A 16,835-nucleotide genomic window follows, 5' to 3' on the forward strand; every position below is an offset into this window, starting at 1 on the left:
TTGTAAAGTTCAAAGGTGTCTTTTATCCATAAAAAGGGGAGTAATATGAAATTGACATCAATTTACGTTGTAACTATAATAGTTACAGTTGGTTTCGTAAACTAACTCAAATTTCTATGTTATTGATAGTATATTTTCATTCCTTTTTAAGTGTGACAGTTAGCAACTAACTATAATCCAATAGAGGATTATATTCTATCTCGTATTTAAAGAGTAGATAAGTTGAACCATCCAAATTCAAGATACCCAAATACTAAAAAAACTCCATTTCTCAACTTATCCTTTTTGGAATCCTCAGTATTAAAAATTGTAAACATCTACAAAAAGTTAACAAGACTGTTTTATGTAGAAAGAAATCTTTTAAAAAGGTCATAATATGGATAATAGGTGCACACATTTTAATTAGTAGGACTTGTGCCACTATCAAGCCATTTTTTAATAAAAGTATAGAAAAAATCAAGAAGGTGAGCTTATTGCGTAAACATGTATATGTGCAATTTTATGTATTGATATTGGCTTTAATAGCTTATATAAGCTTTTGCTTTATATTTTTATTTGTTTTTCCGAATCATTATTTCATATCAGATTTTAATATCCGACTATCATCTTTAGTCGTTGAAACTACTGTATTTATCTCATTACTGTATTCTATATTATCCAAAAAAATTAAGTTAGGAGTATTCTGGGTTTGCATTACTATTGCAATAGGGTGTTTTTTGATAGGGAATTTCATATCCGCTTTTCAAGTACTTAATGTAGAATTACCAATACAAAATTTTAATATTTCTGATGTGTTTCTACTGTTTTTCTTATTTTTCTTCCTCTTTGCGTTCTTTTATAAAATCATGATGGAATGTAACAAATGGGAGAAAGCATATTTACTTTGTGATTTATGTATTGTTGTTACTGCTATTTTTACATTAGAGTGGTATTTATTTAATAAACCTTCTGCAAATATCTTATTCTTATCAATTGGAGATGTTTTTCTCTCATTTATTTTTCCGATTATAGATTTATTGCTTCTATTACTTGGATTTACCTTAATCTTTCGACCCGCTATTTTCAATGCAAAAAGTAAATTGTTTATTTTTATCCTAGTATTAACTGGATTGGCTATTACAGACTATCTGTATTTCTACTTACAAGATGATTTGTCAGACCGTTCCGTTATATTATTAAGGTGCTTGTATAGAGTTTTCCTATTATGTATCGCCATTGCTGCTACAATCCCAAAGGATGCTGTTTCTAAAAGAAATTATTTTATTATAAATCCGATATTTGGAAAGAAACTCCTTGTCATATTCCCTTATCTTGCAGTTGCAGTCTTAATTGGCTTTACTTTGAAAGAGCAAACTTCTTCAGCTACATTGATTACGGGGAATTGTATTGCTTTTGTATTTGTACTGATTCGTCATACAATTGTACGAATGCAAAACAAAGATTTAACCGAGACCTTAAAAGTGTTTAATAATCAACTAGAACAAACAGTATCTCAAAGAACAAAGGATTTAATAAACAAATCTAATGATTTGGTAAAAAATCAAGAGAGATTTAAGTCTTTATATGAGTATCATCCAGATCCTATATTAACAATTGATTCAAATGGTATCGTATTAAATATAAACCAGTCTGGAAGTATGTTATTAGGCGGAGACAGTGCTGCATTAATAGGAAAAGAGTGCTTCTCTATTTTTTTAGATGAAGATAAATCTGAATTGGAGGCGGCTATAAAGAAGGGGAGACGATGTAGTTCGTCTTCGTTACAGTTACGTGTAAAAAATAACAATGTGAAGGACATACATTTTTGGTATGTCACAATTGTTCCTATTATGATAGAAGGACAAGCTTTTGGAAGTTATGTAATGGTAAAAGACATAACGAAGATGAAACAGCAACAGGATGAGATAAATTATCTAGCATTCCATGATACGGTGACGGAGATTGGAAATCGAACATTCTTCCAACAAGAATTAGATAGATCCATTAAGCATGCACAAAAATCACAGGATAAGTTTGGACTCCTGTATATTGATTTAAACCGCTTTAAGACTATTAATGATACACTGAGTCATTCGATTGGTGACAGGGTTTTAAAAGAAGTTGCCAAACGTTTTAGGACGTGTCTGTCACCGACTATTCCTCTAGCAAGAATAGGTGGAGATGAGTTTGCGATCATTGTCCATAACCGCACAGAGCAACAGCTATTGGATTTATGTGAAACTCTATTTTCTATAACTGAAGAACCATTTTTAGTTAATCAACATAGTTTTTACTTAACTCTTAGTATAGGAATAGCAGTGTATCCGTTTGGAGGAATAAATACTACTACACTTTTACAACATGCTGATATTGCTATGTATAGTGCAAAAGAAAAAGGTAACAATGCTGTTTGCATGTATGACGAAACATTATCAAAAAAAATAACAAGACGATTGCGATTAGAACAGGATTTACCGAATGCATTAGAAAATAATGAGTTATTTTTATTATATCAACCACAAATTGATAGTAAGACGGGTATCGTTATTGGTGCAGAGGCTTTAATACGTTGGCAACATCCAGAGCTAGGGCTAATTTCACCTTTTGAGTTTATACCTATCGCGGAAGAAACTTCGCAGATTATTTCAATTGGGAAATGGACGTTACAGGAAGCGTGTCGACAACTGAAAGAATGGCATTCAGCGGGCTATGTAAATCTAAAGATGGGGATAAACTTATCAGCTATAGAGTTTGAACAGAAAGGTTTTGTTCAAACAATCATATCTACCATAAAAGAGGTAGGAGTACCTGCCAATTCGATTGATTTGGAATTAACAGAGCGAATAGCAATGGTAGATGAAAAAGAAACCTTATCGAAGTTAAAAGCATTGAAATCATATGGTGTACATTTATCAATTGACGATTTTGGTACAGGATATTCCTCATTAGCGTATCTTTCTTTGTATCCAATTGATACCTTGAAAATTCCAAGAGAATTTGTTAACAGGATCGGAACTTCTACGGATGGAAATGAAATTATACAAACCATTATTTCACTAGCACATACTTTAAACATGAAAGTGATCGCAGAAGGGGTAGAAACGAAGGAACAATTAACAGTGTTACAGCGTAATGCATGTTATCTAATTCAGGGGTATTACTACAGTAAACCTGTAAATGAAGATGAATTTATCGATTTTTTAAGTACAATGCGATTTAAGTAAGTAAAAAATCTTTATATGTTATGAGATAAAGTGAAAAGACGTTCTATCTATATGGAGTAGAACGTCTTTCTTATGTTTATTTTCAATAGTTATGCAGCTATGTTTCAGCCTTTAAGGAGTACCGCCCAATTCCCATCAACCTAAGGTGTTTTAATTATTCCCATAACGAAAATTTCAACTTTTTACAATTATTCATGAAAATTAGGCTCAATTCTTTAGTTTTGGACAACAATCAATTTCTTAAGTGGATGGTGATGGGGATTTTCCTATTTTTAAATAAAACGGACTGATATTAAAAAAAGAAAAACTTACGTGAAATTAAAGTTAGATAATCTTGGATTGATGGGGATCTAAAAGCAAAAATGCTCAAGATCAAACAGGTCAATAATGTGCTATAATCTCATGTGTTGAGGTATCGATAGGAAAAAGATATCAGGCACATTAAATTAGAAAAGGAGAAGGAAGGATATGCCACTTATTGTTGACAGAGAACAGGTACGGCAAGAAATACTGCATGCACTTCAGCAATGTTTAGAGGAAAAGCCTCTTCTAAAGGTTTCTATGCGAGATATCGCAGCAAAGGCCAAAATTGCTCATTCAAAAATCAACTATTATTTTAATACAAAAGAGAAACTTCTACTGGCTTATATCGAATTTTTTGCTATTTCATATAAAACGGAGATTGAGCATTGGTACATAAAGTATAAACAAAATAACGCCAATCTCAACGAAAGTTCACAAACGATAGTAAAACATTTCATTAAAGATATGGTTTTGATAAGTCATCAAAACCAATCGTGGGCTTTCACGCAAATAAGCACTATGGGTCAATACAATACGGAAATAAGGTCTGCAATCAAAAATGTTTATAACGATTGGAGAGAGTCCATCATACGTGTTTTGGAAGAGATTTATCGAGGCGAGGATGGCCACATGGTATATAAGGCAGAAGCAGTTTTAATCATTATCGATGGGCTTCTTATTTATTCACTTCACGAAAAGATAGATGAGTCAAGAATAGATGCTGTGCTAGCAAATATTACGCTTTGATTTTTTTATTATTCAAAAAACTTTGACAAAATTTGATGTGAGTAATATGATTTATTTAGTCCAAGCGGACTAAATAAATCATATTGGAGGTCGATTATGTCAAAAATTACTGTAGTTGGTTGTGGTGTTATGGGAAGCGCTCTGATTCGCGCGTTTATGAAAGCAGGTCATACTATTACCATTGTCGATAAAAATCCCACGGTAGCCAAGCCATTTGTAGCTGAAGGAGCTACGTTTAAATTATCATTGGATGAAGCTCTAGATTGCGATTTCGTTCTGTTAAACTTACCAGATCATAAGATAGCAATGCAGGTTATTGAACAATGCAAATCGAAAGCTATCAAAGGAAAAATAATTGTAAACACTACTACAACAACCCCAACTCAAGCCCAAATTTTTGAGCAAATGATTAAAGACAGAGGCGCTATCGCCCTTGAAAGTGTGATTATTTGTTATCCTCACGATATTGGCACACATCGCGCATATCTTGTATATTCTGGCCCCAAGGAGGCTTTTGACCAAATTGAAGATCAACTTTCGGCACTTTCTTCGCCACATTTTGTTGGGACAGACATTCGCTTTGCAGAAATAATTGAGATGAGCACGTCAGCTCTGCAATTTGGTCTTTATTGGTTTGCCCTACTAGGTTCAGCGCTTTGTATACGAAACAAATTACCTATCTCCGAGTATTGCAAACATATTAAGGCAGCACTTCCAGTGGTGGGTCACCAACTGGTTACCCACTTGCCTGATAATCTAGAAAATTACACTGGCAAATTCCAAGATGCTATCGTCGCATCTTTGGATGTTCATACGCATGGACTCCAAACGGTAATGAAAACATTAGAGGATAATAACATTGATACCAGTGTATGTGAAGTTATGGAAAATCAGATGAAAGCAGGTATTGATGCAGGATATGGAAAATGTGATTTTGAAGCAGCAATTACCCAATTATTGAAATAAAGAATCTTCTTTAATCATCCTTGATTTTACATACATGATTCAACCTGAGACTAAAAATAAAATACTAACTACTGTATAATAATTGATTAATTGCAGCGATACCTACTATCAAAAAGTTAACTGAATTGGTGATGATTTATACTTTAGAGATGATTGTGTTATAATCTCGCTAAATTGCTATTAATCTAACGAAATTAAATTATCCTCAAATGAAAAATACGCTATTCTTTCCTATAATTCTACAGAAAGGATAACGTATTTTTGCTTTATGGGTAGTGTAAAACCTTAGATTGATAGCGATGTGATAATGCCCTTTTTTTAGACTCATGCTATCAGTATGTCCAAGATTAGGAGATTACTTGTAAGAGTCCTGGGATGACTGCAACCGTGCTGTGTTATACTTCTAAAGTACTGATATTTCATGTAGGACTTATAGATGTCGGTTTGACATATGAAATGTAAAATCAATCCGTTATTTTTAAGGTTCAGACTACCATTATTTAAACTAACATTCACACTAAAAGAAGTACAAGGAGGAAGGTATATCTATTAAAACAGTGAGGTATACCAAATTAGAAATGAACATTAAATTTAATAAAAAAGTAGTAGCATTCACGGCAGGATTAACGGTATTATCTTCACCATTGGTATCGTTTGCAGAGGAACAACAATTAGTAAACAATAAGCAACCTACAAACGTTCAAGAACAAAGTAAAACAACATCAGATGAACAAGCTTTAAAAAGTATTGAAGCTAGTTTTGAAGGGGTAGATGGACGTGGTGGAGGTACTGTCGACAATAAGAAAGTAGATAGTCTTCAACGTTCAGAAGGTATTCATGAAGAAACGGGTACACTAACTGTTCCTAACAATTCAAACAGAACAAAACGTAGTCTGTCTCCCATATCACCTAGCACCTCTAGTACAATAAATGGTGTTCCATTCACTGAATGGATTGTTCCAGCAGGTAACGATAATATTCGTCCTCAAAACTATATGAATCCAAAGTACATTACAATTCATGAGACTGATAATACAAGTGTAGGAGCAGGTGCTAGAAACCACGCCCAATACCTATATAACCAAGCAGTAGGCAACACAGACCGAGCTGCATCGTGGCATTTTACAGTAGACGATAAAGAAATTTATCAACATCTACCATTAAACGAGAACGGATGGCACGCAGGAGACGGTGATGGTCCAGGTAATAGAGAATCTATTGCAATTGAAATCGCAGTTAACAGTGACGGTAACTATAGTAAAGCGGTAGATAATGCTAAGAAACTTGTAGCTTATTTAATGAAAGAAACTGGTGTACCGTTAAATAACATTGTAAAACACCAAAAATGGAGTGGTAAAATCTGCCCTGCTAATATGATTAATAATGGACAATGGGATGCATTCGTAAATGGTGTTGGTGGGTATTATAATAATCTTTATCAACCAAAAGATGACATTACTGGAGGTTGGTATGAAGAAGCTATACGAGAGTTAAATAGAAGGGGTATTATGATAGGGGAAGGAAACGGAGTTTTCGCACCTAATAGAGCGATAACAAGAGCCGAATTTGCTCAACTAATCTCTAAATCTCTAAACCTGCCAGCTGGAGATACTTCATTTAAAGACCTAAACGATGCAAACTCAACTTTACGAGATGGTATTAAACGTGCTGCAAGTGCAGGTATCATTCAAGGTAGAGGAGATGGTTATTTTGACCCAAACACACCTATTACAAGAGAAGAATCAGCAATTATTGTAAACAAGGCTTTACAGTATAAAGGTATATGGGGACCAGTTGTAAACCTACCATTCTCAGACACAGACCAAATTATTTATAAAGAAGACGTACAAAGACTGTATGGCCTAGGTATTGTAAGAGGTAAGGGTGACAATCAATACGACCCTAAAGGAACAACAACTCGTGGTGAAACAGCAACATTCATTCTAAATATGCTACAAGTAATTGAAAATGGTAGTGTTGAAAAGGTAATTGGAACGGCTCAAATTAATGGTATTGGCGTAAATGTTCGAAGCGGATCGGGTACAAACTATTCTATTGTTAGAAAGACAAGTAAAGGCGAAAAAGTTACAGTATATGAAGAAGAGAACGGCTGGCTAAGAATTGGAACAGGGCAGTGGATTTATTATGACTCTAGTTATATCGACTATAACAGATTATAAAAGACTTAATAGTTAAAAGAACAAGTCATATTTGGATATATAACTTACTCTCAGGTTGTGAAGAAGACTTTCTCCACAACCTGTTTTTGTGTCTGGCCCCTCTATTACCTATCAATATTGATAAAAAGGGGAGAAGGAGAGATTCATTATGGTGCTGGTATTGGGAAATCATCGTAATTAGCGTGTACGCAATTAAAGGCTAAGGTTTTTCTGATAATTAAGTGAAGGTCACTATACGTACCCATCCAGCTCATATTTTGAAATATTTTAAAACGAAAAAATGAGCTGGATGGGTAAAAGTTAGCACAAAATTTCGTTCTGAGGGTACTATAAAACCTTCGCTTGATAGAAAAGAGATAACATTAACTTTGTTGCCTAGAATTGCTCGTGCTAGATGTGGGTAGATTCAAAATTTATAGGCTTTATTAATCATCATTTGATTCACCTTCATTTTGTTAGGTGTCTCCTTGGTTAAAATGATAAAAAATGCAAAAAGAACTTGTAGGCATCACTACAAGTTCTTTTTTAGATAATATAAAAAGGTGAAACAAACTATCTCATTACTCGTAACAGGGAAACTATCTTACTTAAGGCTTGGTTTCATTATATAACAAATATTAACATGCAGCGTTTTAATGTGTGAAAATTACGTGAATTAGCAAAAGAAATTTCATCTCTATTCGTTAAGAATTCCACTTATTCGTTTTTTAACACCTTTAAATCAACGTTGAATAGATTAACAATATTTGCTAAAATAATATTATAATAATTAAATATACAGTAATTTATATAATAGAAAGATAAAAAATTTACATATCACTAATTGAACGCTTAGCCGTTGATTAATGGAGTAAGGTAAATAACGAAGTACATTTAATATACAATTCTTTCCGCAGCATAAGATACGTAATTAAGACATTTGATAGAAATAGAGTGCGAATAATGAGAAAGATGCTGACTTGTGGGTTACATTAATCAACTTGAAATGTTATAGGGGTGTACAAGTACTACAGCCAAAAAGTGATCTGTAATGAATATCGAAGAGGCTGACGCAAAGTTATATGTGAGTCTATGTGCGAAGGGAAAGGATAACGTTTATAGGAGGAAGCATGAGGGGGCAATTTAATATATGTAACGGGGGAATAATATTATGAAATTTAATACGAAATTATTAAAGAAATTACTTGTATTAAGTGCAACGTCTGTATCAATTTTCAGTGCCTGCTCTGCAAAGGAAGATGGGGATTACAAGCCATATAAGGAACAAGACTCTATAGAAGTCGCAAAGGTCGAAGAGGAGAAGTCTAATCCCCCTAAGATTATAGAGAAGAAGTCCACTCTGCCTAAGGTCAAAGAGGATACAGAAGAACCTAAGAAGAAAAAAAAGGTACAACAAGTGGAGGAATCTAAGAATAAAGATGAGGAAATTAATGACAAATATCCGCATTATAAAGATGTACATGATGACGCATCAACAGTATCACTAGAACAGTATAATCAAATCAAGGTTGGAATGTCTGCGGACAAAGTTATAGAGATAGCAGGAAAGCCTGGATCCAGCGAAACAACTAAATTGTTCTCTATCTACATATATTTAGGTCACGGTGGACACGGTTCGATGACAATAAAGTTTGATTCTAATAGAAATGTAACGAACAAAGAGCAAGATGGTCTTAGTAATACTGTAGTTAAAGAGGAGAAGGCGAACAAAGAACATGAAGACCCTAATCCTGAATCTGTTAAGAAATCTAGTGCTATAATTCCAAACGATTTTTGCGGACATGGACATGACGAAACGAAGGAGCTAGCGCACGACTGTGAAAAAATTACTGGTAAGAAGGCATATAGAAGATATCAACTACAACAAAAGAGAGAAGAGCGAAAAAGACAAATTAGGGGCGAAGAACAGGAATTAATTGATTACGATCAAATTAGAGCTGTTAACAAAGAAAGGCAGCGTATGTACGAAGAAATACAAGAGTGAGATGAAGAAAAAGAGTGTAAAGTGTAAACTAAAAAAGCTAAATAGTACGAGGAGTATATTTCATAGATAGGAATTTGAATTATTGAAAAATCAAAATATGGAAGATTAAATAAAAGACGCTAGTTGGCGTCTTTTATTTATCATTATTAGTAAAACTTCACTGGTGATTACTATTAATATTATAATATTTGATCTTGGAATTAACTTATTAGATAATGCTATTGATTGTATAACATCTGACAAATGACTAAAGATAATAAAAAAATTCTTGATACAAAAATCTAAATTGTATAATATATAGGTATATTGTTATTTGTTGAATTCCGTTTATTCCCACGCCTTATGTGTTGTGGTTGAGTTGCAGAAGCAAGTTGTGTTCTTGTTTCAATTTTGAAAGGGCTTCTTTGAGCCGATTAGTGCATATATAGCTTATTTTGTTATGCACATTTTTAATCGACTTGAAGAAGTCCTTTTTATGTTGTTTTCAAGTTGCAGGTGGGATTATTTATGATTCATAACAAAATGAAATAAAATAATGTTTGAATAGTATTAGTTGATCTAAAAGAGTAATCTAAAGAGCCGGATGATATATTGATTGATATAGATAAGTTATTAGGGAGTGCAAATGAAGAACTACGATATAAATCATGTGATGGTAGTTTATACAGGGGAAAAGGAAGAACTAAGTGATATGAATACTTGGAGCTTCCTTTTTTATTGCAGTTAGAAATCTGGTAGATGATTATGCATATAAAAATGATTTAGCGGAAAAATTTTATTTAATTTCAATACATAGAAGAAAAAGGAAAAAACAAATTCGTAAAGGGCTAGTTTAAGTACGATTCATTTAAATAATTGAGAGGGGAAATGTATTGGTGAAACGTCTTGTTTCTTGCTGGCCAAGGGAATGCAGGATGATTAGTAAGGAGTAAGAGCGTATTACTACTCTCACAAAGGAAATTACATTAGAAAAGGGTCTGTCAGTGTTTACAATTTATTTGTTACATCGGTCTAAAAGAATTTGGATGGAGAAGTAAATGCTAAGTGAGAACATGAATGACATTTCTAAAACTTGAACAATTGTGCTTTTTGTTAATAGTGAAAATCAGAAGTAGAAGAGGCACAAGCGTTAAAGTGGACTGCAAAAGTGACAGAAAGAGAACAAGGATTAACATTATTTATAAAGATATCTAATAAGAAGTGCTATCGGATTTATACAGAAGGAGGGATAATACCAGAAAATATATGAATGTATATAAAATTTGAGGTGAATCCACCTATTTTCTATACATTAGTTGAATCAAATAATAGATGACTAGGGAGTGTATAACATCCATTTCCCAGTTAAATTTTCTTAGATAAATAGCATGAAATACAGTATGTTCTCACTCATTTGTATAAGGATAAAATAGCCTTTTATTTTTATGCAAATGAGTGAAACAGAACGATTCACCATATAAGAATATTCGACTATAATGAAACACTGTACGTCATTGTAATATTAAGATGTTTTAAGATTAAAGTGATTATTAGTCATAAAATATGAGTTTCGAGACCTCAGCAAAATATTGCAATGCTTTATATACATGAGATTGTAAAAATTATTTTATTAAAATTACTGGAGGCTGATGAAATATGATAATAGATCATATAAGCAACAATGTAGTAAAAAAATTGGAACAAACGGTGCGCTATGAAAAGAAACAGGTACAGGTATTACGTGTAAGTAAAAGTAGTTCTAATATGCACGCTTACATGATTTTCCCAGAATTCTCAGAGGTTAAAATTTCAAATACTGAACTGGATGAATATATAGAAAATCTATCAACAAGTCTGAAATATGTCATTGATCGCAAGTTAAATCAACAAGAAATTGAAAAACAAAATCATTCTTTCATTATGACGTGCGCAGTTGAGGAAGATGGTGTTATAGATGATGAAACGATTCATTTTAATACGACGTATGTTAAGCCACCTACACTTGCGAGTAAGGTATTTAAGCTAGTGTGTGGTTTAGGAAATCGTTTGAATAGCTTAAAAGAGTTACATATAACAGTATTAAATAATAATATTAATCGAATTGAAATAGAGTTTTATAATGAAAATGAAACATATGTAGCAGTAGAAAAAGAAGAAATTGCAAATGCGATTATGGGGGCATATACAAAAGCCAATATCTATTATTCCGCAGATCTCCGTTATGTTGCAGAAGGAAATGAAATCAAATTAAAGAGCATTAAGCCAAAATTAGCGGGTGATGTGTTGTGAAGCGAGAAAAAGGGATGATTGGAGTTTTATGTACATTTGTTTTTATGATCCTAGTACTCATACCTTTACATACAGCTCATGCATCTGTAAAAGTGGATTTTAATGAATTGAAAGGAAATGATGTTTCTTCATCTTTTAACGAAGGATTAAACAATCGAACAAAAACGACAGAGAAAGACGATTCATTTGGGTCATCAATTATACAAAAAGTTGAGGGTATGTATGCACCAGCTTTTAAAGTAGGGGTAAATATCTTTTCTATCTCTTTCATATTAGGTGTTATTGTCATGGTTATGGCGTTAATTACAAAGAATGGTCAATGGATGAAATGGGCAACAGGGAGTATGATTTTCTCGTTCGTTAGTATGATGACAATGAGATTAAGTGTATATTTCTTATTTAGTTCGGATGTATTTTCGTTTATGAACATTTTCACGGATTTTTTAGACCTGTTTAAAGCAACAGCACTTATTTTTACACCCTTTATGTTAATTGCAGGAATTCGTTTACGAAGAATTCATGAGAGTACAAAACAACCTGAGTATTATCGTTGGTCTAATCGCGTTATAACGGGATCTTGTTTACTATGTATGTTAGCCTTACTGGCTCCATGGTTATTTGCGAATATGTAAAGAAATATATATAGATGCAAAAGGTACTGAATGTTCATTCAGTACCTTTTATCTACCCATCTGATTTTTCCTTTCGTATTCTGCAAATATCTCCTCTGATATAGGGGATAATTCGTTCGATTTTTAATCGTTTTTTGTTGTAAAGGATTTCTATTTGTAGAATGAACACTCCTTGTAGTAGAGCTGGTATGCCTACAAAACAGACGAGGAAGATAGAAACTAAAATAATATTTAACTTAGAAAAGTATTTCACCTGTTTAAAAATGCCTTAATTTATTTTGAAAGGATTGCTTGTTTTGAAAAGAAATCAAGAATATGCCGCTTTACGAAATTCTATCTTGATAGGTTGGCTGCTCACAATTATCGCTATGGGCCTATCTATCTTTTTTTCTTCTATTGTATATTTACTAATTGGATGTTTCATTTTGTCATTGAAATATGGATTAATGGGCACTGTAAAAAATGTAGAAAAGCGTTTGCCAACCTGGGCTAATTTTGGAGTAATTGAAAAGCCAGTGAATCGGAGGGTGACAAGACCGTTTCAATTTCGGGGCGGACTCATTGTTTCATTAGCATTAGGATTCATAGAGATGGTGATAAAAGGTTTATGTATCTCATATTATATTTTAGGATTAGAAACTCATGTATATCGTTTAATGCGTAGAAATACAAGAGTGTGAAAAGGAGGCTTATATTATGAAAGTATTAATATTTGAATTAATTCTAATTGTGCTTCTGATACCGATAAATATTATGGTAAAAAAACATGTACCAAAATGGAAAGGGAAAGCCGGAGAAAAGATGATAAAACGTAAATTAAGCAAATTAGATCACGAAAGGTATCGGGTGTTACATGATGTGACGGTTCATACAGAGTATGGTGATACAACTCAAATTGACCATATTGTAATCGCAGAAACAGGTATATTTGTTATAGAGACGAAGAACTATGAGGGCTGGATCTATGGAAGTGAGAAGGCAGCAAGATGGACACAAGGTATTTTTAGAAAGAAACACTCTTTTCAAAATCCATTTCGACAAAACTATAAACACATGAAAGCAATTGAATGGGTGATGGAACAGCAGCTGCCGTGTATTTCTATTGCAGTGTTTCATCCAAAATGCAGCCTAAAAAGAGTAAATGTTCATTCTAAAGATAAACATGTCCTATATTATAACGATCTAAAAAAATGTATCGAATCCTATATTGATGTGAAATTAACAAAAGACGAGGTCGAGCATATTTACCAAACTATTTTGCAAGCAAATATTACTCATAAAAATAATGAAAATAAACAAGTGAAGTATTTACAGAATAAGTTCGCTAAACAATAAGAAACGGAGAAAGGAACAATGTTATATATAATAGGATTTTTGGTAATCATCGTAGTAGTTATTCGTCTTAACGTGAAGTATTACCAGTTAAAAGGTAACCCAAAAGATTTTGTGATGAAAAAGAAGGATTAAGGATTTATTTTAGAAATAGAGGTAATAGAATACATATAGTATTTTAGCCATCATCAAAGGTCATAAGAACCGTTTTACGATCGATAAATACATACATTACTATATTTTATTAATGAATTTAAGTGATAAAATAAATAAAAATAAACAGGAGGTTTAGTTGTGAAAGAAGTGTTAGATGTAGAAACGTATTTAAAGAAAATGAAGAATCAGAAAATAAATTATGATAAAGTATTAAGAAAAATGATTAATGATTGGGAAGCAAGGAACGAAAGACCAAAGGTGTTACTTCATTCATGCTGTGCTCCTTGTAGTACTGCTTCTTTAGAATTTCTTGCAGAACATGCAGATATTACGATTTTTTTCTCGAATTCGAATATCCATCCGAAAAGTGAGTACATGCGACGCTCTAATGAACAAAAGATCTTTGTAGAAAAGTTCAATGATCGTACTGGGCACACAGTAGGATTTCTTGAGGATGACTACCGTTCAAATGTATTTTTTAAAATGGTAAAAGAAGAAGGTTTGGCAGAAGAGCCAGAAGGCGGGCTTCGTTGTTCAGCTTGTTTTGATATGAGATTGGATCGTTCAGCTGAGGTAGCACAAGAAAAAGGTTTTGATTACTTTGGGAGTGCCATTACTCTTTCTAAAAATAAAAATAGTCAATTAATAAATGAACTTGGAATCGGTGTGCAAAAAAATTATGATCCGCGTTATTTACCAAGTGATTTCAAAAAAAGTAATGGATATCAACGTTCAATTGAAATGTGTAATGAATATGATGTTTTCCGTCAGTGTTATTGTGGATGTTCATTTGCAGCAGAGAAACAAGGTATAGATTTACGAACGGTGAACAAAGATGCAATAAATTATCTAAAAGAAAATAATCTTAGTTTGAAAAAAGAGATTTAATGGAGAAAAATTTGCTTTAAAATTAACCTGTGATCTACAAAAGAAACGCAATATGTTTCTAAATGATAAACGTAAAAAGCTAAAATAGTTCTGGAATAACTCCTTACTAGTTAAAGTTCTAGAGAAGAAAAAAACAGTAAGGAGTGTTTTCTTAATCTCGCATTGCCCCTGCCTCTCGGGAAGTCATTGCTCCTTGTCCTGCTCTTACATCATTTTGAATTTCTTGTTTCACTTTTTGTGCATCTGTTTCAGCAAAATCTGGTTTCATAACAGAACCAGGACTTTTTATAGATTTTTTACGATCTTGCATACAAACCCTCCTCGATTTAACATTTAACAATCTTATTATTTACAAAAATACACTCGGTATACTCCGAGTAGTATAATGTTTATTGAAGAAAAAATTGATTACTATAAGGTGGTAGAGGAACATAGGGAATAACAATCTTCCATTAATATCTCTCTCAAAAGTTTAGAGAAATATCTGAGGGGAAAACGCCTTTCTCTCTGTGGAAATATAAAGGAAGAATAGTGTTTTTTAATTTTGGATACAATAGTCTAATTATGCAAATAACCACTTGTTAAGGTTATTAGTAAAAGTGGGATCCAAGAATGACTAAATAGGGAATCTAATAGATGGATATGGAAAAATTTAATTCAATATAATAAAAAACCTTTATTTAAGGCAATTAGACTTGCTTTAAATAAAGGTTCCATCAACAAATCACTATCAATTGTTAGTTTAAAACCAAATTGAAGTGTATATATTTTATTGGGAAATCGCTTTATAGACATCAAGCAAACCATTACCAAAAAAACTTTTATTAGTAGGGGTATCATTGCTAACTCCATTTTTATAAAGATATCTCACGGCCTTATCTGGATTTTTTTTAAAATTATTTTTATCAATAATTAATGCTAAAGCACCTGACACTTTTGGAGCGGCAAGTGAAACCCCTATAGAGAGAGCATAGCCACCACCAGGGGCGGTAGTTAATATTAGTTCTTTTAACATTAACTTATTTTTTACCCACTGTTCTAAACCATATTGCTGAAATAATCTATTATCTCCTCCAGGTGCAGCAATATCTATAAAACTTTCACCATAATTTGAAAATAAGGAGAGTAATTTAGATGGACCAACAGATGAAACTGTTACTATATTTGGCAACTCAGCAGGAACATCTAATACTTCTCCAGTAAATGTTATCCCAGTATTTTTATTTTTTTTTCTGAAAAAATCATTCATTTCCTGCTTGTTAGTAACATCAAGAGCATCATTACCAGCCGCAGCAACTATAATACTTCCCTTTGATTTAGCATATTTAATGGCTTTTCTATAAGCTTTAATTTCGGATAATTCCTCACTAGATTCACCGTCTGAAGAAGATACTATACCATTGATGAGGTATTCGCCTAAACTTAAATTGATAACATCAACATTATCTTTCGCAGCTTCAACTATGGCTTTAATAACCCAAATAGCCTCACCTGCTCCATTACCAAACACTCTATACATTTTAATTCCAATACCAGGAGCAACCCCTTTCATAAAACCATTAGCTGCAACCTGTCCAGCAGTAAAAGTTCCATGTCCTCTTAGATCTATTAGGCGATTTAATTCACCTGTTTCTTGAGATTCTTGCTCTCTAAATCCGCCTTTAGGTACTAAATTTTTAGATCCAGGTGAAATGTTATCTTTTAAATCAGGATGATTTATATCAATGCCTGAATCAATGATACCAACAGTTACATTTTTAGTTCCTGGATATAGTCTATAGCTATCACCATTATGGGTTACTTGTTGCATATCCCATTGATTCTCCCATATTTCATTTAAGGGTAGAGGGGAAGAGACATTGGTTGCTACTTCTCTTGAATTAAACGATTGTAATGACTTATTATATGAATCTATATTAGGATCCGAATGAACAATATTCATTGCTTTTTCGGTAGCTTTCACTTGTATAACACCAATCTCTGGGACACTATAGACTACTTGCATATCATATTTTTGAAACTTACTAGCTAGTTTTTGGTTATTTTCATAATTCTTCAACATTATAGTGTAATATTGTGATTTACTTTCAGCATGAACTGTAGTAATAGGTATGAAAGTTCCGGAAATCAAGTTAATTAACAAAAGGAATTTAATTATTTTTTTCATAAAATCACC

Annotated in this window: 12 protein-coding genes and 1 pseudogene; 10 read left to right on the plus strand and 3 right to left on the minus strand. The window is 32.7% G+C overall.

Going from position 1 to position 16,835, the window contains the following annotated elements; translation table 11 throughout:
* The first annotated feature begins 473 nt into the window (after positions 1–473).
* The 7 genes from ACTFO4_RS25010 (at position 474) to ACTFO4_RS25040 (ending at position 12,283) form a co-directional block, all read left to right on the plus strand.
* Positions 474–3,203 carry an EAL domain-containing protein gene (locus tag ACTFO4_RS25010; protein ID WP_440014504.1) on the plus strand — a complete coding sequence of 910 codons (2,730 nt, stop codon included), beginning with the start codon at positions 474–476 and terminating at the stop codon, positions 3,201–3,203.
* A gap of 468 nt (positions 3,204–3,671) precedes the next feature.
* The gene (locus ACTFO4_RS25015) at positions 3,672–4,253 is read left to right on the plus strand and encodes a TetR/AcrR family transcriptional regulator (protein WP_060852576.1); all 582 of its coding nucleotides are present in this window, start codon (positions 3,672–3,674) and stop codon (positions 4,251–4,253) included.
* Positions 4,254–4,349: 96 nt separating this feature from the next.
* Complete coding sequence (locus ACTFO4_RS25020; protein WP_119684333.1) at positions 4,350–5,219, plus strand: NAD(P)-binding domain-containing protein; 870 nt, start codon at positions 4,350–4,352, stop codon at positions 5,217–5,219.
* 578 nt (positions 5,220–5,797) lie between these two features.
* On the plus strand, positions 5,798–7,399 hold the full coding sequence (locus ACTFO4_RS25025) for an S-layer homology domain-containing protein (RefSeq protein ID WP_119684456.1): 1,602 nt from the start codon (positions 5,798–5,800) through the stop codon (positions 7,397–7,399).
* A 1,150-nt stretch (positions 7,400–8,549) separates the two neighbouring features.
* Positions 8,550–9,383, plus strand: coding sequence for an outer membrane protein assembly factor BamE domain-containing protein (gene bamE, locus ACTFO4_RS25030; RefSeq protein ID WP_440014505.1), 834 nt, complete (start codon positions 8,550–8,552; stop codon positions 9,381–9,383).
* A gap of 1,635 nt (positions 9,384–11,018) precedes the next feature.
* Positions 11,019–11,651 (plus strand): hypothetical protein, encoded by a 633-nt coding sequence (locus ACTFO4_RS25035; RefSeq protein WP_000582596.1) that lies wholly within the window; start codon positions 11,019–11,021, stop codon positions 11,649–11,651.
* Positions 11,648–12,283, plus strand: coding sequence for a hypothetical protein (locus tag ACTFO4_RS25040; RefSeq protein ID WP_119684331.1), 636 nt, complete (start codon positions 11,648–11,650; stop codon positions 12,281–12,283). The genes ACTFO4_RS25035 and ACTFO4_RS25040 overlap by 4 nt, the downstream gene beginning before the upstream one ends.
* A gap of 48 nt (positions 12,284–12,331) precedes the next feature.
* Here ACTFO4_RS25040 and ACTFO4_RS25045 read toward each other — a convergent pair.
* Positions 12,332–12,533 (minus strand): annotated as a pseudogene (locus ACTFO4_RS25045) (hypothetical protein); the annotation flags it as partial.
* A 46-nt stretch (positions 12,534–12,579) separates the two neighbouring features.
* On the opposite strand from ACTFO4_RS25045, the gene ACTFO4_RS25050 reads away from it, so the two are divergent.
* The 3 genes from ACTFO4_RS25050 (at position 12,580) to ACTFO4_RS25060 (ending at position 14,659) form a co-directional block, all read left to right on the plus strand.
* The gene (locus tag ACTFO4_RS25050; protein ID WP_119684330.1) at positions 12,580–12,963 is read left to right on the plus strand and encodes a hypothetical protein; all 384 of its coding nucleotides are present in this window, start codon (positions 12,580–12,582) and stop codon (positions 12,961–12,963) included.
* Positions 12,964–12,979: 16 nt separating this feature from the next.
* Entirely contained in the window at positions 12,980–13,618 is a 639-nt protein-coding gene (locus ACTFO4_RS25055) for a nuclease-related domain-containing protein (RefSeq protein WP_119684329.1), read from the plus strand.
* Positions 13,619–13,918: 300 nt separating this feature from the next.
* Positions 13,919–14,659, plus strand: a complete 741-nt coding sequence (locus ACTFO4_RS25060; protein ID WP_425591467.1) for an epoxyqueuosine reductase QueH — start codon at positions 13,919–13,921, stop codon at positions 14,657–14,659.
* 151 nt (positions 14,660–14,810) lie between these two features.
* On the opposite strand, the gene ACTFO4_RS25065 is transcribed toward ACTFO4_RS25060, so the two are convergent.
* Both ACTFO4_RS25065 and ACTFO4_RS25070 read right to left on the minus strand, forming a co-directional pair.
* Entirely contained in the window at positions 14,811–14,969 is a 159-nt protein-coding gene (locus tag ACTFO4_RS25065; protein WP_001154000.1) for a hypothetical protein, read from the minus strand.
* A 459-nt stretch (positions 14,970–15,428) separates the two neighbouring features.
* The gene (locus ACTFO4_RS25070; protein ID WP_119684327.1) at positions 15,429–16,826 is read right to left on the minus strand and encodes a S8 family peptidase; all 1,398 of its coding nucleotides are present in this window, start codon (positions 16,824–16,826) and stop codon (positions 15,429–15,431) included.
* Positions 16,827–16,835 lie beyond the last annotated feature (9 nt).

The organism is Bacillus cereus group sp. MYBKT14-1 (assembly GCF_051915185.1).
GTDB lineage: Bacteria > Bacillota > Bacilli > Bacillales > Bacillaceae_G > Bacillus_A > Bacillus_A cereus.